Here is a 22,782-nt window from a genome sequence, read left to right as displayed (position 1 = left end):
AGGGCCAGCTCCATGGCCGTCATCAGGTGCGTGCGAGGCCGCGGCCCATGGACTTCCACCCGGACCCACTCCAGCGGGTGCAGGGCGCGGCTGCGGGGCAGCTCGTCCACGGAGGAGAAGTAGCGCGCCTGGAATTCCTGCTGCACCGGCTGGAAGTACAGGGCCATGCGTTTGGAGGGCCCCACGGCTTCTCCGGGCAGAGCGGGTTCGGCTCCCAGGCGCACGCCCTGTCGTGGCTCCCAGGCCTCCGGCGCCACCAACACCGTGGACACCCGCCCAAGGGGGACGTTGAGCAGGTGGGTCGTCTCACCCTCCCGTCCCAGGTGGAAGCCAGGCAGGGACTCGAGGACGTCCAGCGTGAGGGGAAAGGAGGCGAGCGCCTTCTGGGTGAAGGCCTGTCCCAGCAGCACCTTGGCCTCCGGTGCGTTGCCGCCGAGCAGCTTCTCCAGCGCCCCACTCGACGTGAGCTTGCGCTCCAGAGGGGGGAACTCCCCGTCCGGCGTGGACAGCAGCACCCGCGTGAGCAGGTGCACCGCGTCCTCCCTCATGTCCGAGGTGAGCGCGGGGCCCGAGAGGAGGGTGTCGAAGACGCCCAGGCGCTCGTCCGGGGTGAGCAGGGAGAGCACGTCGTGGTCGAGGGCGAGCAGCGGCTGGGGCTGTTGCGGTGTGGACGTGGCGAGGGCTGTCTGGAGAAGCTCCCGCCGCAGGGCCGCCAACCCGCCCGTACCGGCCCCCAGCCCCGGCCGCCAGTCCCCCGGGCGGATGAGGAGCGTGCCCGGGTAGTACCAGGAGGCGTAGCCCTCGGGGCTCTCGAGCGGCTGGGGAGCTCCGGGGGTGGTGTTGAATTCGGCGCTGTAGCCGCGCCAGCGCCCGTCCTTCCCGGGGAGGATGACGCGCGGGGTGCCGCGGGGAGCGTTGCGCACCCGCAGCTCCGCCCGCTCCAGCGACGTCTCCTCGGTGAGCAGCAATTGGGTGCGGACCTGGACGCTGGAGCCGTCGGACGAATAGAAGCGGCCCACCACGCTGCCCGGAGCCAGGACGGGCGAGCCATCCATGACGAGGTAGCTCGTCTGGAAGCGCGTGGAGCGCAGGGCGACGGCCTTGCGCAGGGGCTCGGCGGCTTCGCCCAGGGAGGGCCAGTCCGCGTCCCGCCAGGGGCCGAGCGCCTGGAGGTAGCGGTCGAAGTAGCTCTGCCCGGCCTCGTCCGGAATGTCCGAGCGCTGGGCCCAGCGCAGGCCGCGCTCCACCAGCGCGGCGGCCGCGGCCCTGTCCAGGGAGGCCGCCGAGAGCTGGGCACGGCTCCAGGCGGCATCCGCCTCCAACCGTGCCTCCAGGGCACCGCGCATGGCGGCGAGCAACCCTGGCACGAGCGCTGGCGGGTGGCGTACGCGCACACAGACCGGGAAGCCCTCCAGAGCGCTGGAGGGAGGCGCACGGGGCTCGAGGTCGAAAGCGCCCGCCGCCGCGGCCTCCCCGAAGAGGCGCGAGGCGATGTCCTCACGCGAGGCGTACCCGGCCACCCACAGCAATTCCGGCCATTCCGGGTCCACCTGCACGGGGAAGGAAGTCTCCTGGGCCGGGAGGAAGGTGAGCGCGCTGTCCTCCCCGTCCTCCGGCGTGTCCTCCCGCTCCCCTTCAACCCACTCGTCCTCCAGCCACTCGGGTGGAATGTCCTCCACGGGCGGGAGGCGCCAGGTGAGCTCCAGGGCGGGCGTGTCCCGATAGTCCCAGCCCCACTCATAGGTGAGGGTGAGCATGGCCCCGGCGCCCATGCCCTCCGGGACGTCTACTTCCACCTCTTCCCGGCCTGGCTCGCGGCTCACCACCCGCGGCAGCGGCGCGGGCGGGTAGCCCCTGCGTGGCTCCACTCGCAGCCGCGAGCCCTCGCCCCAGAGGAGCTCGCCCGCGGCGAGGACTTCATCACCTGCCTCCACCACGAGGAATCCCGGGTCCATCACCTGGAGGGAGAGCACGTCCCTCTTCCAATCTTCCACGCGGGGGCCAGGGGCCTTGGCTCGCGCATGCGCCTTGGCCGAGAGAGCTACCCGCTCTCGTCTCGGCTCTTCGCCGGCCGCGCTCATGCTGGCGACGAAGCAGCTTGCGAGCAAGAGGACCTGGAGTCCTCTGGCCCAATGTGGCTGGCGCCTGTTCCCTCCCTTTCCCTCCTTCTGCTTCCCCCCGCTGTGCGCCGAAACCACTGGCTCCGAGCCGGTGCTGGCCTTCCCAGGTGTCGATGCTCCGAAGCCGGGACTCGAGTCGGCCAGGGGGATGCCTGCGCGCACCGGAGGCAAAACCGCCAGTGCTGGGGGCGGCCGTGCGCACGCGGTGGATGCATCACCACGACGGGTGGACATGCTGCACCTCCTCACCTGGACGAGTCGGAAAGGGACACGGGATGCGTGAGGCACGCCGTGGCGAGGCTCTTGCCCGGGCGGAGAAGCCCCCGCCCCAGTGCGTCAGCGCCGTCAGGAATGTGCCGAGGCTGTCCCCGTCAGGGCGTTTCCGGGCGGCGAGTGCGTGGTCCTTCGCCATCCAGGGGCCCCTTGAACGACAACCGACCGGGAAGATAGTCCGAGGCACTGACTACCCGGAAGAAGGTTGGGACTGATTCGAGGCGCAGTTCCACCCTCTCAACTCCGGCTTTCAGCGGAGCTTGGGTTCGGATTCAACCTGGGCGCCCCCCTGTGGCTTCGCCCCTTTCCAGCCATGTGGAACACCGATTCCGGGCAAGTGGAACGCACCCGGCAGGGGACGAGGGGGGCAAGAAACCCTCCCCAGGTGTACGCGCCCAGGCGGGCCTTCCCGGAGGAGCCCCTGCCCGCGACAGCCAGATGCGTGCGCATGGGCGGTTTGGGCGCGGGGAGACGGGCCCGTTGCTCGACACGGGTAGACGTCTCCCACCGGGGCACTGGTAGACGTCTACCACTCAAGGCGCACATTGATATACATGTGGCTACATGACTGGTAGACGTCTACCAGTCAAGCCCACCCCCAGTGGCATTCACGGGGGCTTGGGAGGGGGTGTGTCCACCGCGTGGACGGGCGCGACAGGCTCCGGACGATTTCCATCGGGTGTCCCGCACGCCTCGAGCCGTCATGTAGGCTGGCCCACCTCGGAGGTGGTGTGCATGAGCGAGGCGAGCGCGCGCAGCGGTGAGCAGGAGCAGCAGCGGCCAGGGGTGCTGGAGTCCCAGGAGGAGGAGTCCTCTGCCTGGCGGCCCCGGCCGGGCCTGGTGGTGGCCGGCTACACGTTGGAGGCGCGCCTGGGCACCGGCGGCCAGGGCACCGTGTTCCGCGCCTCGCGCGGGGGCGTGCTGTACGCGGTGAAGTTCCTCTTCCTGCCGCGCGCGGCGCGCTGGGCCTGGCGCGAGCGCGACGTGCTGGTGAAGCTCAGCCACGCGGGCGGCCTGCCCCTGGTGCACGAGGGCGTGTGGCCCGAGCACCACCCCTTCTACTTCTTCCTCGTCATGCCCCTGGTGCGTGGGCTGCCGCTGGACGTGTGGACGCGCGTGCACAACCCCTGTGCCCTCGAGGTGGCACAACTCTTCGGCCAGGGCGCGCGCCAGCTGGCGGTGGTGCACGCGGCCGGCGTGGTGCACCGGGACGTCAAAGGCGCCAATCTGCTGGTGCATGGCGAAGGGCAGGTGGTGCTGGTGGACTACGGCGTGGCCACCTACGAGGACGCTCCCAGGCTGACGGGCGCATTTCCCCCGGGCACCTGGTCCTATCTCAGCCCCCGGGTGTGGCGCGCCTGGCGCGGCCTTGAGGACTCGCGCGCCTGTCCGGGCGACGACGTGTGGGCGCTGGGCGTGGAGCTCTACCTCACGCTCACGGGCAGGCTGCCCTTCCCGGGCCGCGAGGGCGAGCTGGTGCATGCCGTGCTGCACGAGGAGCCCCCGGTGCCGCACGTGTCCAACCCCCGGGTGCCACCGGCGTTGGGCGAGGTGTGCTGGCGCATGCTGCGCAAGGCGCCCGAGGAGCGCTACGCGGACGCGCTCGCGGTGGAGGGGGCCATTTCGCAAGCGTTGAAGGAGGCGGACGAGACGTGGCGGGAGCCGCTGTGCGAGGCCTGGGGGCCGCACCACGCCACCACCGTGCTCGAGGGCGACATGTGGCGCGGGGGAGACGTGCTGGCCCTCTATGAGCGGCGGGCCTCCTACGCCCGGGTGCCGGTGCGAGGCAAACCGCGTGCGCCCGACGAGGTGTCCACCCTGCTCGCGCATGCGCCGCCCGAGGCGCTCCCCGTGGGCACGGCGCCCGTGGAGCCGCCCGGGCCGCTGCCCGCGCAACGGGAAGCACCCGAGGTGGCGGTGCCCCAGTCGGCTTCGACGGAGGCCGTACCGCTCGCCGTGTCCGAGGAGAAGCCCGAGGTGACACCCGGAGTAGCCGTGCCCCCGGTGGCGGCGGAAGAATCCATGCCGCTCGCGGGATCCGAGGTGCCGCCAGCGGCGGACGAGGCTCCGGCGGTGCCGCCAGCGGTGGACGAGGCTCCGGTGGCCGCGCGGGCTCGGCAAGCCACGCGGCCCGCTGCACGCTCGCGCCGGGCGCTGCTGGCCGCCAGTTCGGTGCTCGTGCTGGGCCTGGGGCTGTGGCTCGCCGTGCGCCCTTCGCCCCCCGCCGCCGTGCGTACCGCGTCACCGGTGGAGACACCTCGCGCCAGCCTACCCGAGGAGTTCCTTCCTAACGCCCTGGCGGGGGAAGGCCAGGAAGTGGCGCCGCCGTGGAAGCGGCCAGAAGGTGACGGCGGCGCGACGCCCCCTGGGGCGGCAACCCCCGCGCCCGTCGCCCGTGCGACGCTGCCCCCAGAGACGCGCGTGAAGACTCCATCGAAGGAAGCCAAGACCCCCACCCTCCCGAAGCAGACGGGCTCCACGGCCACGAAGGTGGGCGCGGCCGTGCTCGGCTGCGCCCTGGCCACCGGCTGCCCCAGCCCCGCCACCACCGCCACCGTACTGCCCAAGCCCCCGCTGCCCCCTCCCGCCGAGTGCCCCCCCGGTGCGCAGCAGGCCATGAAGGAACTGGAGCTCACGGATCACTACGGCCTCGTCGAGATTCACCCGTTTCAGGGGATAACGCACACCGTGAGGCCGGGGCCGGTGACAATCCGTGTGGCGGGCCATGGCGGTTGGGGCAAGCTGCCGACAAACACCCTGTTCACCGGCCAGTTGCTCTTCGGCGAGCGGGTGCAGGCGCGCCTCTCCCAGGCGTACACCCCCGAGGGCCAGGCCTATCCGGTGTGCCTGGAGCTGAGGTCCGGGCGGTACTGGGGCTGGGAGAAGCTGGAGGGCAGTGGCCAGGACACCGCCGTCGTCCGCAGCGGCGGGTCTCTGTATCCGGTGAAACGCTTCGGCGAGGCGTCGCGGTACGAGGACCAATAGACGCCGCGTTTCGACTGACAGGAGGGGCCGACTTCCGAGGACCTGCTAGTGTGGGCCACTCTGGAGGTCACCCCCATGTCCACACTGCTCGCCGCCCCCCTGCTGCTCGCGCTCCTCGTGTCCACGCCCGCCGCGCCCCACGGGGAGGAATGGGATACGCCGGGCGCACGCCACCTGGAACTGACGGCGGAGAACGCCGACGTGCAGCACCCGGTGCGCATCCGCCCCCATGAGTCCACCACGCTGGTGTTCGACACGCCGCTGCAACCCGGTGGCGTGCGGGTGGAGGACGGGCAGGGGGTGAAGGTGGCGGTGAGCGAGGCCGAGGGCGTGGTGCTGCTGCTGCCCACGCGGGCGCCGCCGCTGGACAGGCCGCCGCGGGTGACGGTGCGCTTCGCGGACGGGCAGGTGCCCGGCGGCGTCACCTTCCGGCTGGTGGAGGACGTGCTGCGGGCCGAGCACCAGGTGCGGGTGTACCGCCAGCCCCGCTCGGGGGAGTCGTTGCAGCTGGAGTCCCGGCAACAGCGCGAGCGGGCCGAGTGGTGCGAGGCCGCGCTGGCACAGGAGCGTGCCCGTCCGCCGGGGCCGTGTTCCGGAAGTCTCCAGGGACTGCTGGAGGCCGGGCTGGTGGGGGAGGGGCTGGGCATCCTGGCGCGCGAGCTCATGAGCAGCCTCTCCTCGCGTCCCGGAGCGCCGCTCATGGTGACAGAGGCCTGGAGCTACCGCGCCGAGGCACGGCAGCAGGTGGCGGTGGAGCTGAACGTGAAGAACACGAGTGCCCTGGCCTGGACGACGGAGGGGGCGGAGCTCGTCAGCACGGAAGGCGTCCGGCTGCGGGTGACGCGGGTGTGGCAATCCGGGCCCCTGTTGCCGGAAGGGCAGGTGCGGCTCGTGGTGGAGGCGGAGGCGCCGGAGAAGAAGCAGTTACAAAGCACCTTCCTGCTGAAGCTGGGCGAGGCGGGCGGAGCGCGCACCTTCACCGTGCGCGGCGTGGCCTTCCCTTGAAATATCCTGGCAGTGGTCCCGCGACATGCCGCGACTGGATACAACCGGTGCGAGCTCGGAGCCGTCTCCGGAATGGGACGCGAAGAGGGGACTATGACACCCGCGCAAATGCCCTAGAGTGCGCCGCCGTGGAAAGGCGACTCGAAGGCATCCGTATCCTGGTGACGCGACCCCGTGAACGCTCGGAGGAGCTGTGCTTCCTCCTGGAGGACGAGGGCGCGGAAGTCCTGCATGTACCGTTGCTGGAGCTGCTGCCTCCAGAGGACCCCCGTCCGCTGATGGCGGCCGCGGAGTCCATCCAGCGCTACAAGTGGGTGGTGTTCGCGAGCCCCTCGGCGGTGGAGGCGCTCATGGAGGCGCTGCGCGAGGCGGGCACGGTGGATGTGCTGCCGCGGGTGCGCGTCGCCGTGGTGGGGCCGCGTACCGCGCGCACCGTGGAAGGCTACGGGCTGAACGTGGCCGTCGAGTCCCCCGAGGGCACGGGCGCCGCGCTCTACGAGGTGATGCGCCCGGGATTGGATCCGGAGGACGAGGTGCTGCTGCCGGCCGCGGAGGAGGGCCGCCGCGAGCTGGAGGACGCGCTGCGCGAGCACGGCGCCCGGGTGACGCGGGTGACGGCGTACCGCTCCCGGCCCGCGCCCCTGCCGCCCGAGGCCCAGGCACTGCTCGAGTCCTCGCCGCCCCACGTGGCGCTGTTCGCCTCGCCGCGCACCGCGGAGGCCTTCGTGGATGCGGTGGGGCGTGAGCGGCTCGGGGCGGCCCGGCTGGTGGCCATCGGGCCCACCACGGCGGCGGCGCTGACGCACCTGGGGCTGCCGGTGGCCTCGGTGGCCGAGCGGCCCACCCCCGAGGCGCTGGTCGAGGCCACCGTCCGGGCCATTCGCGGGTAGACTGTCGCCCTCGGGGGGGACGGCTTCCGTCCTCGACTCGCCGGAATGGCCCGGCGCCCCCCTGTTGTTCTTCGTGGCCGCAAGGAGACGACGTTGCCAGCGCCCGTGACCCCGCCTGCTGCCCCGCCGAGCCGGAGCAAGACCGACTTCTCCCTCGCCTTCGTGCTCGAGGCGCTCGTCGCGCAGCGGGTGCTCACCGCCGACCAGGCGCAGAACATCGCCACCCGCGAGGCCGCCGCCCGCGCCCGCGTCCTCAAGAACAAGAACATCGTCGGCACGGACGCCGCCCGCTACGACGTCTCCCCGGTGGAGATCGTCGCCGCCTTCCAGGTGCCCCTGGCCGATGGCCGCGGCGCGCTCGACGAGGACCGCGTCACCGAGCTCGTCGCCCGGGCCGGGGGTCTGCCCTACAAGAAGATCGATCCGCTCAAGCTGGACATGGCCCTGGCCACCCGCACCGTGTCCCGCCCCTTCGCGCACAAGCACGTGCTGCTGCCGCTGGAGAAGGCCCAGGACGGCCGGCTGGTGGTGGCCGTGGCCAACCCCTTCGACAAGGAGCTCTTCGAGAGCATCCACGTCCTCACCGGCATGCCCATCGAGCCGGTGTTCTCCTCGAAGACGGACATCCTCAAGGCCATCGCGGACGTCTACGGCTTCAAGCGCACGCTGGCCAAGGCCGCGGACGACTTCACCACCAACGCCCACAACTCGCCGCAGGTCAGCAACTTCGAGCAGCTCGTCACGCTCAGCGGCCGCCAGGAGCTGGACGCGGCGGATCAGCCCGTGGTGCAGGCCGTGGACTACATGCTGCGCTACGCCTTCGACAACCGGGCCTCGGATATCCACATCGAGCCCAAGCGCAACACCTCCCTGGTGCGCCTGCGCATCGACGGCGTGCTGCACCCCGTGTACACGCTGCCCGCCGGTGTGCATCCGCCCATCGTCTCGCGCGTGAAGACGCTCGCGCGCATCGACATCTCCGAGAAGCGCAAGCCCCAGGACGGCCGCATCAAGACCGAGCGCGATGGCCGCGAGGTGGAGCTCCGCGTCTCCACGCTCCCCACCGCCTTCGGCGAGAAGGTGGTCATCCGTGTCTTCGATCCCGAGACGCTGGTGCAGGACATCGCCCAGCTCGGCTTCGACCCGGACGAGAAGCGCGTCTTCGAGTCGTGGATCGATCAGCCCCACGGCATCATCCTCGTCACCGGCCCCACGGGCAGCGGCAAGACGACGACGCTCTACTCGGCGCTGAAGGCAGTGGCGGGCCCGGACGTGAACGTCGTCACCATCGAAGATCCCATCGAAATGGTGTGGGACGGCTTCAACCAGGTGCAGGTGCAGCCCAAGGTGGGGCTGGACTTCGCCAACGCGCTGCGCAGCATCCTGCGCCAGGATCCGGACGTCATCATGGTGGGCGAAATCCGTGACGCGGAGACGGCGGAGAACGCCGTGCAGGCCGCGCTCACGGGCCACCTGGTGCTCTCCACGCTGCACACCAACGACGCCATCGGCGCGGTGGCGCGCTTGAAGGACCTGGGCGTGCCGCCCTTCCTGCTGGCGCAGAGCCTCATCGGCATGATGGCCCAGCGTCTGTTGCGGCGCGTGTGCCCCCACTGCGCGCAGCCCACGACCCTCACGCCGGACGAGCTGACCCTGCTGGGCGCGCCGATTCCGCTGCTGCCCGGTGGGGTGAACATCGTCAAGGGCGCCGGGTGTCCGCGCTGCCGCGGCACCGGCTACTGGGGCCGCACGGGTGCCTTCGAGATTGTCAATCTGAACAACGATCTGCGCGAGCAGATCTCCCGGGGCGGTAATCATCAGCAGATGCTGGACGCGGCGCGCCGGGGCGGCACGCGCACCCTGCGCGAGGCGGCGGTGCGCAAGCTGGCCATGGGCCTCACCTCCTTCGACGAGGTGGTGCGCATGACGTCCGTGGCCTGATCGGCGGCCCTGAAGGGAGCCGGTGCAATCACCAGGCGCCCGGCCCGTTCTTTGTCGTGTAGCCCACGGACCGGGGGGCCGAGGGGTTTTCCGGAATACTGGCATGGCCGTGGGGTTACGCTCTGGATGCGCGGTGACCTTCACTCAGAGGAAGAGCCATGGCGGGAGGAAAGACCGGAATGACGCGACGTGACTTCGTCGGCTACGGCACGACGGCATTGGCGATGGCGGGAGCGGGTGAGCTGTTGTCTGGCTGTGCGACGGCACAGCGGGCGGGCGGTGGACCCGGTGGCGGCTCGGATGGGCCCTCGCAGTCCATTGGCTACTTCGCCCGCTTCGGGGTCGACGAGACCCTCATCCGCGAGACGCTGGCCGCCGCCCTGTCGCGAGGCGGCGACTACAGCGACCTCTTCTTCCAGCACCGGGTGTCCACCTCCATGGCGCTCGAGGACGGCGCGGTGAACAAGGCGTTCACCACCGTGGAGCTCGGCGTGGGCGTGCGCGTCATCAAGGGTGACCAGACGGGCTACGCGTACACCGAGGAGCTCACGCTGGACGCGATGCGCAGCGCCGCCCGCACCGCTGCGGCCATCGCCGATGGGCCCTCGCGGCCCGGCCCCCAGCGCCTCCACGTCTACAAGGACATTCCGCAGCGCTACGTGCTCAAGATGGGCTGGGACGCCGTCCGCCCCGAGCAGAAGCTGCCCATCCTCGAGGGGCTGAACGCGGCGGCCTTCAAGGCGGACAAGCGCGTCTCCAAGGTGACGCTGTCGTTCTCGGATGAGCACGGCGCGGTGCTCGTGGCCGACAGCAACGGCCGGCTCGTCGAGGACGTGCAGCCGATGACGAGCCTCTACCTGTCGTGCGTGGCCGAGCAGAACGGCAAGCGCGAGCAGAACACCTACGGTGTCGCCGGCCGCGCGGGCCTGGACTTCTACTCGCCCGAGCGGCTGGACCGCATGGTGCGCGAGGCGGTGGGCCGCACCACCATCCTCTTCGAGGCCATCCAGCCTCCCGCCGGTGAGCTGCCGGTGGTGCTCGCGGCGGGCTCGTCCGGCATCCTCCTGCACGAGGCCATCGGCCACGGCATGGAGGCGGACTTCAACCGCAAGGGCACGTCCATCTACGCGGACAAGCTCAACAAGCCCATCGCGCACCCCTTCGTGAACATCGTGGACGACGGCACCAACGAGTACGCGCGGGGCGCCATCAACGTTGACGACGAGGGCAACGAGCCCGGCAAGACGATGCTCGTGGAGAACGGCGTCCTCACCACGTACCTGCACGACTCCATTTCGGCGAAGCACTACAAGGTGAAGCCCACGGGCAACGGCCGCCGCGAGAGCTACCGCTACGCGCCGCTGCCGCGCATGCGCTCCACGTACATGCTCCCGGGCCCCCACAAGCACGATGAGATCATCGCCTCGGTGAAGAAGGGCATCTACTGCACCAACTTCACCAACGGGCAGGTGAACATCGGCGCGGGTGACTTCACCTTCTACGTGAAGAACGGCTACCTCATCGAGGATGGCAAGCTGACGCGGCCCATCAAGGACGTGAACATCATCGGCAACGGGCCGAAGGTGCTCGAGAAGGTGGACATGGTGGCCGATGACCTCGTCATCGACGAGGGGGGCTGGACGTGCGGCAAGGACGGGCAGGGGGTGCCGGTGTCGCAGGGCATTCCGACGGTCCGGGTCGCGTCGATCACCGTGGGCGGACGCAACGCTTGAGGGAGGCGGGCATGAGCACGACGAACACCACGAATCTGGCGGATGTCGCGCGGCAGGCGGTGGACCTGGCGCGTCAGAAGGGCGCTTCCGAGGCGGCGGCCACGGCCAACCGCACGCGCGATGTGGAGATGCAGTGGCGCGATGGCCGGCTGGACAAGGTCTCCGAGGCCACCACGCGAGGCCTGTCCCTGCAGCTCTACGTCGATGGGCGTTACTCCGCGGTGGCCACGAGCGATCTGCGGCCGGAGGCGCTGGAGCGCTTCATCACGGACTCCATCGCGATGACGCGCGTGCTGGCGCGTGACGAGCACCGCCGGCTGCCGGAGCCCGAGCTCTACGCGGGCCGGAGCGCGGTGGACCTGGCCATCGAGGATCCGCGCCAGACGGCGCTCACCGCGGATGAGCGTCAGCGCTTCGTCCGGGAGCTCGAGGCGGGGGCGCGCGAGGTGGACAAGAAGGGCGCCATCCTGTCCGTCACCACGGCCTTCGGGGACACGCTCCGGGAGATGTTCCGGGTGAGCTCGAACGGCTTCGAGGGCGGGCTGCGCGGGACGCAGTTCGTCGCCTCGGCGCAGGTGAGCGCGCAGGATCCGGACGGGCGCCGGCCGGAGGAGAGCGACTTCGCGGTGGCGCGCTTCTTCGAGGACCTGCCCGAGGCGGCCGCCCTGGGCCGCCGTGCCGGAGAGCGGGCCCTGGGCCGCATCGGCTCGACGAAGGGCGCGTCGGCGGTGATGACCATGGCCGTGGACAACCGGGCCGCGGGCCGGCTCGTGTCGATGCTGCTGGGGCCCATGTCGGGCGGCGCCATCCAGCAGAAGCGCTCCTTCCTGGATGGGAAGCTCGGCCAGCCGGTGGGCAGCGGGCTGCTCGTGCTCACCGACGAGCCGCACGTGAAGCGGGGCCTCGGCTCGCGCCTGTTCGACGGCGAGGGGATTACGGCCCGGCCCATGCCGCTGTTCGAGGGGGGCGTGCTCCGCACGTACTTCATCGACACCTACTACGGCCGCAAGCTCCAGGCGCGTCCGACGTCGGGCAGCGCGTCCAACCTCTCCTGGAAGCTCGGGGGCAAGGGGCGGGCGGAGATGCTCGCGGACCTGAAGGAAGGGGTGCTCGTGACGGGCTTCCTCGGAGGCAACTCCAACCCCGTCACCGGTGACTTCTCGCTCGGCGTGCAGGGCTTCCGCGTGCGCGGCGGGAAGGTGGCCGAGCCCATCGGCGAGATGAACATCTCCGGCAACCAGTTGGATTTGTGGAAGCGGCTCGTCGCGGTGGGGAACGATCCCTACGTCAACAGCGCGATGCGCACGCCCACCCTCGTCTTCGAGGGCGTGCAGTTCGCGGGCGTGTAGCCGCGGGGCTGTGAGGTGAGGGTGCCCGCTCCCCGGTGGATGGCCGGGGAGCGGCGTGTGCCCACGGCTCAAGCGGGCTCGATGAAGTTGAGCCGGTAGCCGTCGGGATCCGTGACGATGATCTCCCGGGTGAACCAAGGCTGCACGGTGGGGCCCTCGACATGAGCGCCCAGTGCGCGGGCGCGCGAGGCCACCTCCTCGAGGTCCACGGCGCCGATGCGGAAGCCCAGCAGCACGCCGAGCCCTCGCTGGCCCTCGAGCTTCACCATGGGAGGCAGGGTGACCAGGTACACCTCCGCCTGCTTCTCCCACTGCAGGTGGATGAAGGGCGGAGCGGCCTGGGTCCGTTTGAAGCCGAGCGCCTCGTAGAACTTCGCCGAGCGCTCGGGATCGGACACGAGCACCTTCACGAAGGACGACAACAGCTGATCGCTATCCATACGCGCGGTCTGTAACACGAGGCCGCGTCAGCCGCTCGGGGACATGAAGTCCCCACCCTTCGCGTTGGCTCACCGCAGGGCATGGACCGCCCCAGTGCGCTCTTACCGCGCTTCCTCGCCAGCAGGCTCGCCCTGGGGACGGCCTCCCCTTGGAGGCTCCATCCGCCAGCGGGAGACCCCCACTGCTTGCTGGGTGACCACCATCGGCTCTCGAGACCACCGGGCTTCACCGAGATGAAAGGCTGACTCGGCCTCGAAAAAGCATTCAATCCATCACACATCCTCATCCCCTGGTGCGATGGCAAGGAGTCACTTCCTTGGCCGATAGTACGAGTCACCAGCACGGAGCGGACTGGGCATTGACTGGCACGTCACTGTTCCCTGAGCAGAGAAACAGTCGCTGTGGTCATCATCCGCCTCTCCTTGCCAACGGGAGGGGAGGCAATGATTGCTCAGACTCGCGCCAGCGCTCAGGCCGGTATGGGGGAGGAATCAGGATATGGCAGGGATTGCATCCGAGCGGTCGATCGAGGTGGCCATTGTCGGAGCAGGGCCCGTAGGGCTCACCGCGGCGAATCTGCTGGGGATGCATGGAATCAAGACACTGCTCCTCGAACGAGCCCCCTTGTCGAGCGCCTACCCTCGAGCCACGAACGTGGACGATGAAGCCCTGCGGACGTTCCAGATGTGTGGGCTGGCGGAGCAACAATTGGAAGGCATGCTGGCCAACCCCTACGTGAGGGTTCAGACGGGTTCGGGGGAGGTCGTGGCGGAGATGCGGACGGCGGGGGTGGAGTCTCTTGGTTTTCCTCGCGTATGCACCATGCTCCAACCGCTCATGGAGGAGCACCTGCGCATGGGGTTGGGGCGCCATCCCTGCGTGGAACTCCGGTCCGGGCACATGGTGACGTCCGTGAGCCAGACCAGCGGACGCGCCAGCCTCCGGGTACAAGGTCCCCAAGGGGAGAACTACACCGTCGAAGCGGACTTCGTGCTGGGTTGCGATGGCGGCCGGAGCACCGTGCGCAAGGCATGCGACATCCCATTGCGTGGCGCGTCCTCCGAGGAGAAGTGGATGCTCATCGAGGCCCGCGCCGAGCCGCAGCCGGAGGGGTGCTTCCGCTTCTTCGGGGCACTCGAACATCCGATGGTGTTCGTTCAGCAGCCCCTGGGTTATCAGCGCTGGTCCATCCGCCTCCGTCCGGAGGATACTGCCGAGCAGTTCGAGCGATTGGACCGGGCGGGCCTCGAGGCGCTCACCGGGCGCTGGCTGGGCGGCCCCCGTCTGGGCGAGGTGTCGCGGTTGCGCACCTACCGGCTCAACACCTGCGTGGCGGAACGCTTCCGGGCTGGTCGCGTCTTCCTGCTCGGTGATTCCGCCCACATGATGCCACCGTTCGCGGGGCAGGGACTGTGCAGCGGACTTCGGGATGCAACCAATCTCTGCTGGAAGCTGGCGCTCGTGCTGCGCGGCGTGGCCGGTACGCGGTTGCTGGATAGCTATGAGTTGGAGCGGATCCCTCACGTCGAGGAGTCGATCTCCGCCACGCAGCGCGTCGGCTGGCTCTTCTTTCCAAATGGCCGGCGGCATGACCTGGTCCGCCGCTCCGTGCTCAAACTGCTCTTCGGGGTGCCACTGCTGCGCGAGCAGTTCGCGAAGCGCTCCCGCGCGTTGCCGGCGCTCCGCCAGGGGCTGTTCGTCGGCCGCGCTCCTGCCGGCACGATGTTCATCCAGCCCCGGGTCCGGCGGGCGGATGGAAGACAAGTGAGGCTGGATGAGGTACTGGGCAGCGGCTTCGCCGCGCTCGGCCTGGGGGTGGATCCAAGGGAGGCCATGGACGAGGCATCGCGGCACGCCTGGGATGAACTGGGAGCACGCACTCTCAAGATCGTCCCGGCGGGACAGGCACCGCTTCGCGGCACGGCTCTTTGTGAGGAAATCCAGGATGTGGATGGGGACCTGACCCGCTGGTTCGCGGAACACGGAGCGCCTATTGCCTTGCTCCGCCCGGACCGTTTCCTGGCGGCGCTCTCCACGCGGCAGCAGGTCCCCTCCGTCATCCGCTCCCTGCACCGTTTGATGGCAGCCACCACCGAGGTTCCATGAAGACAGGCTCGATACGCGTCGATGCTCCCCTTGCGGCCAGAGGCTTTCCCACCTTGATTGATGCCCTGCGGCATCAGGCCCTACGCAATCCAGATGGGGAAGCCTACCTTTTCCTGGAGGACGGCGAGCACGAGGGGCAGCGCCTCACCTTCTCCAGCCTGGAGCGGAGGGCTCGCGCGCTAGGACAGTACCTGTCCCAACAGGTGCCCATCGGCTCTCGTGTCCTGCTGCTGTTGCCCTCGGGATTGGAATTCATCGAGGCCTTCCTGGGATGCCTGTATGCCGGAATGGTCGCCGTGCCCGCGTACCCCCCGGAGCCCGCGAGGGTGAACCGGATGCTGCCGCGGCTCCGCGCCATCATCCAGGATGCCCACTCCTCCTTGGTCCTCACCACCCGCGAGCTCCTGGCGGCGATGGAGCATGTCCAGGTCCCGGAACTGCGGAGCGTTCACTGGCTGGCCCTGGACGAGTTGGACCTGGAGGTGGCCGGAGATTGGACGCCTCCCGCGCTCGACAAGAAAGGACTTGCCTTCCTCCAATACACGTCTGGCTCCACGGCCACGCCCAAGGGCGTACGGGTCAGCCATGCCAATCTGAGCAGCACCCTGGCGGACTCGGACGTGGGACTCGACCACACGCCTCAGAGCGTCATGGTGACATGGCTGCCGGCCTTCCATGACCTGGGGCTCATTTATGGACTGCTCCTGCCCCTGTGGGTGGGCTTCCGCTGTGTCATGTTGCCCCCCGCCAGCTTCCTCCAGCGCCCACTGCGGTGGTTGGAAGCGCTCTCTCGTTACCGTGGCACCCACTCGGCCGCTCCCAACTTCGCCTACGGGCTGTGTGTGGAGAAGAGCACCCCCGAGCAGCGGCGGCGATTGGATCTGTCTTCCTGGCGGGTGACGCTCAATGCCGCGGAGCCCATCCGCCGCGCCACCGAGCAGCGCTTCATGGAGGCCTTTGCTCCCTGCGGATTCCGGCCGGAGACGTTCTGCCACGCCTACGGGCTGGCGGAGTTCACGGTCAAGGTGTCCTCTCAGGCCGCCTGTAGGCTCCCCTCCTTCTGCTGCGTGGATGATGGGGAGCTCAAGGCCCACCGCATCCGCGAGGTGGAGGAGGGCCACCCGGGGGCGCGGTGGATCGCCAGCTGCGGGAGCCCCGCACTGGATACCCGGATTGAGATAGTCCACCCTGAAACGCGCGAGCGATGCCGCCCTGGCGAAGTGGGGGAAATCTGGGTCACCGGCTCCTCGCTGGCTGGTGGCTATTGGCAACAGCCAGAGGAGAGCGCCGCGACCTTCGGTGCCACCCTGGCCAGTACGGGCGAAGGGCCCTTCTTGCGCACGGGAGACCTGGGCTTCTTGAAGGAGGGGGAACTCTTCGTCACCGGACGGCAGAAGGATCTCCTCGTCGTCCGCGGGCGCAATCACTACCCGCAGGATCTGGAGCAGACGGCGGAGGAATGCCATCCGATGCTGCGTTCGGGCTGCTCGGCGGCCTTCGCGGTGGAAGAGGACGGCGAGGAGCACCTGGTGCTCGTGGCCGAGGTCAAGTCCCCCATGCCACAACCAGGGGAGCTGGAGGAGGTACTGGAAGCCATCCACCGTGCAGTGGCCGCACAGCACGAAGTCCATGTCCACACCGTCGTGCTGATTGACGCCCGCACGCTTCCCAAGACGAGCAGTGGAAAGATTCAGCGCCGGGCCTGCAGGTCCGTCTTCCTGGATGGAGGGCTGCGGGAAGCCGCCCGCCGCGTCTTCGCCAGAAGGCCCTGGAGTGAATCCGGGTCTGGCGGCAGGGCGCAGTTCCCCGAAGCAACCCGGGACGAGAGTGCCATCGCCAGCTGGATTGCCGCTCGCCTGTCGCAGTGGATGGATATCCCACTGCACGAAGTGGACACCCAACGCGCGCTCCTGGACTACGGGATGGATTCGGAGCAGGCGCTGGAGCTCACGGCGGATCTGGGCTCGTGGCTCGGCCGGAAGGTGCCAGCCACCGCCGTCTACGTCCATCCCACCATCCATGCGCTGGCCGTGCATCTCGCCGGAGCACACGAAAAGCCGTAGCCACTTGCCGGTGTTCCGCTGGAGAGCGGCTCGGCCTGAACCCCTGGACATTCATTACAAACGAGGAGCGCTGCACATGAGGAGAGTCGTCGTGACAGGAGTGGGTCCCGTGACCGCGGCCGGAATCGGCTCCGCTTTCTGGGAGAATATTCTGGGCAATCGTAGCCATGTCACCCGGAACAAGCTGTTCACTCCCTCTCCAGGGCAGGCCACGGCAGCGGCGAGCTTCAACCTGGAGGAGGTGGTGTCCACGGCAAGCCGGGTGCCGCATTGGAAGACCGTCGAGCACAGGCTGAAGAGGCTGGAAAACCGGGATCTGCACTTCCTCCCCAACCGCACCATCTACTCGGTACTGGCGGCCACGCAGCTCGCCCTCGAGGACTCCGGGCTGGACGAGCAGTTGCTGGAGGCGAACCGGGAGAACATTGGCAGCATCGTCGGTAACACCTGTGGTGATTCCGCCAACATCTTCGACGGCAAGCCTTCCACCATGTACACGGCGCTCAACCCCGCGCATGGACCCGCGGGCGCCATCAGCATGGCCTTTGGCTTCAATGGCGCCGCTCAGGGCGCGGCGGCGGCGTGTGCCTCGGGCAACATCGCCATCATCAATGCCGTGGAGAAGATTCTCCTGGGACGCACCCCTCTGATGCTGGCGGGCGGCACTTCGGCGGTCATCCACCAAGATGTCGGCTGGGAGTCCTACAACCGGCTGGGCGTCCTGGTGCAGAAGGACGTCCCCCCCGAGTTGCTGTACAGCTCCTGCGATCAAGACAGTGATGGCTTCGTGCTCGGGGAGGGCGCCGGCATGCTGGTCCTGGAGGAGTTGGAGCACGCGCTCGCACGCAAGGCTCGCATCTATGCGGAGGTGCTCAGCTACTCCCAACGCATGTTCCCCACGCGGATGATGGTGGATGTTGACGAGCATGGCTATTCATACGTCATCCAAGAGGTCTTGCATCGCGCTGGCCTGGAGCCCCGGGATCTCGGCAACCAGTTGCTGTATCTCAACCTGCATGGGACGGGGACGAAGCAGGGTGACAACGCCGAGCTCACCGCCATTCGCAACACCTTTGACGCCTCCCAGCTTGGAACCTCTGTCTTCGCGTCGAGCACCAAGCCGGCCTACGGCCACACCCAGGAGTCTTCCGCAGCCATCGAATCCATCATCTGCGCGCTCTCGCTGCACCATGGCGTGATGCCCGGCAGCCCGAACCTCAAGAATCCGATTCACCCGGGTGGGTTCCTGCTGCAGAAGCCAAAGCAACTCGACTATCCGCTCGCCCTGAACCTGGCGGCGGGTTTCGCCGGGTATCACACCGCCGTCCTCTTCAAGAAGTACACGTGATCAGGCCGGGTGAATCAGGGGCGGGGGTTGACCGCCTCCTGTCTGGCCCGGGTGGGTTTGGAACTCGAGCGCGCCTCCCAGCCCGTTGCGCGCGAGCGGGCCGCGAGTTCCGCGCTGGACCGCGGGGCCCCTCCCTGGGCGCCGTCATCCGTGTTGGACATTCAGTGCATCGAGGTCTCGATCGTGAAACCGTCCAGGACGCCACTCTTCGCCGGGCTCGCCGCCGTGGGATTGGCCGCCGCCGTACTGCCTCTTTCCGGATGTGAGGCGGACTCCGCATCACCTCCCGCTCCGGTCACCACGCAGCGCCTGCCCTCGGTGACAATGACCACGGCGCGCGCCGTGCGGGCCACGCCGCGCGAGGAGGTGACGGGCACGCTCTTTCCCTCCCAGGGGCTCCAGCTGGGCTTCGAGGTGGGCGGCCGGTTGGAGAAGCTGCGGGTGAAGAAGGGGGACCAGGTGCGGGCGGGCCAGGTTCTGGCCCGGCTCAATGTGGAGATCTCCGACGCGCAGGTGACGCAGGCCCTGGCCACCGTGGCCGCCGCCGAGGTGGCCGCCTCCATGGCCATCGACGTGGCCGGGCGCAACATGAAGCTGCAGGAGGCGGGGAGCGTGAGCGACCTGGAGAACCGCACCGCGTCCACTCAGGCGAGGCAGGCCGATGCCCAGCTCCTCGCGGCCCGGGCGCAACTCTCCCAGGCGCGGAGTGGCCGCCGTAGGCATGACCTCGAGGCGCCCTTCGCTGGCACCGTCATCGACGCGCCCGAGCAGGTGGGCGCCATCGTGGGGCCCGGCGTGCCCCTCTTCTCGGTGGAGAACCTGGACAACCTGCTGCTGAAGACGACGGTGGCCGAGCCGGCTCTCGCCTGGCTCAAACCGGGGACCCGGGTGCGCGTGGAGGCGGTGGGCGGAGGCGCCCGCACGGACGAGGCCGTCATCCGCACCATTCTGCCCTCGGCGGACCCGGTCACCCGGCGCATCCCCGTGGACATCCTCGTGCCCAACAAGGACGGGCGCTTCGTGGCCCACTCCCTGGCGCGGGCCGTCCTCCCGCAGAGCGGCCCGCAGGAGGCCCAGGCCGTCCCCTCCACGGCTCTGTCCGCCTCAGGCGGGGAGCATGTGTGGGTGGTGGATGCCTCCAGCCAGGTGCGGCGCGTGGCCGTCCAGGTGGTGGAGCGCCGCGCCCGCGAGGTGGTGGTGATGGCCGCTACGCCGCTGGACAAGGTCATCGAATACACGACGCCGGCTCTCATCGAGGGCACCCGCGTCTCCGTCAAGTAGTCCTCCGCGGCCCTCCTCGCGTCATCCGAGCGTTCCATGCTCCTCAGCGATGTCTTCATCCACCGGCCCGTCTTCACGGCCATGCTCTCCCTGTGCCTCATCGTCCTCGGGGTGATGGGCTACAACCGGCTGGGCACCGACCTGTACCCGGACGTCTCCTTTCCCGTGGTGGTGGTCAACACCCTCTATCAAGGCGCCGGCCCGGGAGAGATTGAAACGCAGGTGATCAAGCCCATCGAGGATGCGGTGGCCGGCATCAGCGGGGTGGAGAAGATCCACTCCTGGAGCCGCGAGAACCTAGCCTCCGTGGTGGTGCGTTTCACGCTGTCCACGAACCTGCACCAGGCGGTGCAGGAGGTGCGCGACAAGGTGGCGGGCGTGAGCAGTCGGCTGCCGCAGGAGGCGGATGCGCCGGTGGTGGGCCGCGTGGATCTCTCCGCGGTGCCCATCCTCACCTATGCGATCAGTGCCGAGGCGGACTCGCGGACGGTGCGCAAGCTGATGGAAGACAAGCTCAAGCCGGCCCTGTCGCAGTTGGAGGGCGTGGCGGAGGTGCGCATCAGCGGCGGTGACGTGCGGGAAATCCAGGTGGACATTGACCAGGGCAAAGCGCGCGCGGTGGGCGTGGCGCCGCTGGAGATTGCTCAGCGCATTGGCATGGAGAACCTCGACCTGCCGGCCGGACGGTTGCGGCTTGGCCCCACCGAGCTGACGGTGCGCTCGCGAGGACAGTTCAAGGACGTGGACGAATTGCGCACCCTGCCCGTGGCACAGAGCCGCACGGGGGCCCAGGTGCGGCTGGATGAGATTGCCCTCGTCACCGACGGCGTGGCCGAGCGGCGCACGGCGGCGCGGCTCAATGGCAATGACGCCGTCATCCTGGAAATCGTGAAGCAGCCCGGCTCCGACACCTTGGCGGTGAGCCAGTCGGTAAAGCGCGGTCTGGAGCAGCTCGTGCCCGCCCTGGGCAGCGGCTTCCAGATGCGGCTGCTGGTGGACCAGTCGGTGCTCATCCAGGAGAACGCCCGGGAGGTGTGGATTGCGCTCCTCTTCGGGGGCTTCATGGCAGTGCTCATCATCCTGGCGTTCCTGTTGGATCCGCGCGGCACCTTCATCTCCGCGCTGGCGTTGCCCACCTCCGTCCTTGGCACCTTCTTCGTCATGTTCCTGTTGGGCTACACGCTCAACCAGATGACGTTGCTGGCACTGTCATTGGCCATTGGGCTGCTCATCGATGACGCGGTGGTGGTGCGAGAGGCCATCACCCACCGGCTGGAGAGGGGCGAGGACCCGGTGAGCGCGGCCTCCAACGGCACCAGGGACGTGGGCCTGGCGGTGCTCGCCACCACCTTCGCGCTGGTGGCGGTGTTCATCCCCGTGGCCTTCATGCCCGGGTTCGTGGGCCAGTTCTTCCGGCAGTTTGGCGTCACCATCTCGGTGGCGGTGCTCCTCTCGCTCTTCATCTCCCTCACCCTGGACCCAATGCTCTCCGCGCGGGTGGCGAAGCGGCGCACGCCGGGTGATCAGCCCCAGGAGAACATGCTCAAGGCCTCCATCCGCCGCTTACTGGACGGCAGCGAGCGTTTCTACACGGGCATCCTGCACTGGGTGCTCAAGCACAAGTGGCTTACCACGGGCATCACGGTACTGGTGATGGTGCTGTCCGCCGGTGCGGCGAGCCGCCTTGGCGTGGAGTTCATGCCGGCGGAGGACCGCTCGCAGTTCATCGTGGACCTGCAACTGCCGGACTCCTCCAGCCTGGAGGAGACGGGCTTGCGCGCCGCCCAGTCCGAGGCGCTGCTGCGGCGCATCCCCGAGGTGCGTGACATCTACACCATTGCCGGCCCCAACGGAGACGTGAACAAGGCACGTATGCGCGTGCTCACCTCGGGCAAGCACGAGCGAGAGCGTGGCATCCAGCTCATCAAGGAGGAGGCGCGGGCCCTGCTCACGCCCGCGCTGTCCGCCACGCACGTCAACCTGTTGGAGCCGCCAACCATCGAGGGCCTGGGCGGTGACTTCTTCCCCATCATGGTGCGCATCACCGGTCCGGAGCTGGCGCGCGTGCGCGAGGAGGCGGAGCGTGTCGCGCGGATTCTCCGCGACATCAAGGGGACTGCGGACGTGCGCGTAGACTTCAGCCCACCCAAGCCGGAGCTGGCCATCGAGGTGGACCGAGCGCGTGCGAGGGATCTGGGGGTGACGGCCACGGCGGTCGCCTTGCAGATGCGGCTGGCGATCGGTGGTGACGTGGTCGCTAAGCTGCGCGAGGGCTCGGACGAGACGGACATCCGTGTGCGCTTGTCCGAGCGCGATCGCGCCACCCCGGAGCGGGTGCGCCAGCTCGAGATCCTTACGCCGAGAGGGCTGGTTGCCGTGTCAGACGTAGCGCGCGTGGAGCCGCAGGACGGCCCGAGCGTTATCGAGCATGAGAACCGCCAGCGGCAGATCGCCGTCTACGCCCAGCTCCAGGGCGCTGCGCTGGGTGACGTGGCGAAGCAACTCCGTCAGCAGATGGCCGAGCAGCCATTGCCCCCGGGTTACTCGCTCATCTACGACGGGCAGATGAAGCGCCTGGACGAGCAGAACGGCGCCTTCGCCACCGCGTTCCTGCTCGCCTTCGTGTTCATCTACATGGTGCTTGCCAGCCAGTTCGAGTCCCTCAAGCACCCCTTCACCATCATGGTGTCGCTGCCGCTGGCGCTGGTGGGCGCGCTGTTGGGATTGGTGTTCTCGGGGCTCGACGTCTCCATGGGGGCGATGATTGGCATCATTCTTCTCATGGGGCTGGTGACGAAGAACGCCATTCTCCTGGTGGACGGTGCGCTGCGGCACCTGCGCGAGGGCGCCACGGTGGAGCAGGCGTTGATGAAGGCCGGTCAACGCCGTCTGCGCCCCATCCTCATGACGAGCGCCGCCATGGTCATGGGCATGGTGCCCACGGCCATCGGCCGGGGGGTGGGCGCCGAGTTCCGCGCTCCAATGGCCATCTCCGTGATTGGGGGCGTCATCACTTCCACCTTCCTCACGTTGCTGGTGGTGCCGGTGGTCTTCGCCTCCATGGAGCGGGTCGGCTTCTGGCGCTCGAGGCGGGAGGCGCCGGGTGAGGAACTGCCGTTGGCTCCCGTCAAGGAGGCGCGGGCGGACCGCGTGGCCTGAGCGGGGGAGGGGAGCGCTGGCACCTGGGGTTCCACGCTGGGGTTCAAGCGTCGATACCCGCCGCTCTCCGTGTTGGATGGCCGCGCGC

General features: G+C 69.0%; 13 protein-coding genes. 11 read left to right on the top strand and 2 right to left on the bottom strand.

Going from position 1 to position 22,782, the window contains the following annotated elements:
• Positions 1 to 1,973 (bottom strand): hypothetical protein (locus tag VFZ09_RS38135; RefSeq protein ID WP_329732694.1); only part of this gene is annotated, 1,973 nt, incomplete at its 3' end.
• A gap of 1,155 nt (positions 1,974 to 3,128) precedes the next feature.
• On the opposite strand from VFZ09_RS38135, the gene VFZ09_RS38130 reads away from it, so the two are divergent.
• From VFZ09_RS38130 to VFZ09_RS38105, 6 genes are all read left to right on the top strand, one after another.
• On the top strand, positions 3,129 to 5,378 hold the full coding sequence (locus VFZ09_RS38130) for a protein kinase domain-containing protein (protein ID WP_329732693.1): 2,250 nt from the start codon (positions 3,129 to 3,131) through the stop codon (positions 5,376 to 5,378).
• A gap of 75 nt (positions 5,379 to 5,453) precedes the next feature.
• Positions 5,454 to 6,383, top strand: a complete 930-nt coding sequence (locus VFZ09_RS38125; protein ID WP_329732692.1) for a DUF2381 family protein — start codon at positions 5,454 to 5,456, stop codon at positions 6,381 to 6,383.
• A 158-nt stretch (positions 6,384 to 6,541) separates the two neighbouring features.
• Positions 6,542 to 7,273, top strand: a complete 732-nt coding sequence (locus VFZ09_RS38120; protein ID WP_329732697.1) for a uroporphyrinogen-III synthase — start codon at positions 6,542 to 6,544, stop codon at positions 7,271 to 7,273.
• Between the two features lie 93 nt (positions 7,274 to 7,366).
• The gene (locus VFZ09_RS38115) at positions 7,367 to 9,214 is read left to right on the top strand and encodes a GspE/PulE family protein (protein WP_329732691.1); all 1,848 of its coding nucleotides are present in this window, start codon (positions 7,367 to 7,369) and stop codon (positions 9,212 to 9,214) included.
• Positions 9,215 to 9,393: 179 nt separating this feature from the next.
• Entirely contained in the window at positions 9,394 to 10,947 is a 1,554-nt protein-coding gene (locus VFZ09_RS38110; protein WP_329732690.1) for a TldD/PmbA family protein, read from the top strand.
• Positions 10,948 to 10,958: 11 nt separating this feature from the next.
• Complete coding sequence (locus VFZ09_RS38105; RefSeq protein WP_329732689.1) at positions 10,959 to 12,296, top strand: TldD/PmbA family protein; 1,338 nt, start codon at positions 10,959 to 10,961, stop codon at positions 12,294 to 12,296.
• A 68-nt stretch (positions 12,297 to 12,364) separates the two neighbouring features.
• Here the strand turns inward: VFZ09_RS38105 and VFZ09_RS38100 are convergent, their stop codons facing one another.
• Positions 12,365 to 12,736, bottom strand: coding sequence for a VOC family protein (locus tag VFZ09_RS38100; protein WP_329732688.1), 372 nt, complete (start codon positions 12,734 to 12,736; stop codon positions 12,365 to 12,367).
• Positions 12,737 to 13,235: 499 nt separating this feature from the next.
• Here VFZ09_RS38100 and VFZ09_RS38095 point away from each other — a divergent pair, with 499 nt between their 5' ends.
• From VFZ09_RS38095 to VFZ09_RS38075, 5 genes are all read left to right on the top strand, one after another.
• Complete coding sequence (locus VFZ09_RS38095; RefSeq protein ID WP_329732687.1) at positions 13,236 to 14,843, top strand: bifunctional 3-(3-hydroxy-phenyl)propionate/3-hydroxycinnamic acid hydroxylase; 1,608 nt, start codon at positions 13,236 to 13,238, stop codon at positions 14,841 to 14,843.
• Positions 14,844 to 14,896: 53 nt separating this feature from the next.
• Positions 14,897 to 16,906 (top strand): AMP-binding protein, encoded by a 2,010-nt coding sequence (locus VFZ09_RS38090; protein ID WP_329732686.1) that lies wholly within the window; start codon positions 14,897 to 14,899, stop codon positions 16,904 to 16,906.
• Positions 16,863 to 18,254, top strand: a complete 1,392-nt coding sequence (locus VFZ09_RS38085) for a beta-ketoacyl-[acyl-carrier-protein] synthase family protein (protein ID WP_329732685.1) — start codon at positions 16,863 to 16,865, stop codon at positions 18,252 to 18,254. Before VFZ09_RS38090 ends, VFZ09_RS38085 begins: the two co-directional genes overlap by 44 nt.
• 183 nt (positions 18,255 to 18,437) lie before the next feature.
• Positions 18,438 to 19,535 carry an efflux RND transporter periplasmic adaptor subunit gene (locus VFZ09_RS38080; protein ID WP_329732684.1) on the top strand — a complete coding sequence of 366 codons (1,098 nt, stop codon included), beginning with the start codon at positions 18,438 to 18,440 and terminating at the stop codon, positions 19,533 to 19,535.
• A gap of 36 nt (positions 19,536 to 19,571) precedes the next feature.
• On the top strand, positions 19,572 to 22,694 hold the full coding sequence (locus tag VFZ09_RS38075; RefSeq protein WP_329732683.1) for an efflux RND transporter permease subunit: 3,123 nt from the start codon (positions 19,572 to 19,574) through the stop codon (positions 22,692 to 22,694).
• The last annotated feature ends 88 nt before the right edge of the window (positions 22,695 to 22,782 follow it).

It is taken from the genome of Archangium sp. (genome assembly GCF_036277355.1).
Classification (GTDB): Bacteria; Myxococcota; Myxococcia; order Myxococcales; family Myxococcaceae; genus Archangium.
Note: the sequence above shows the minus strand (reverse complement) of the source record. Positions and strands in the feature narration are given on the sequence as shown.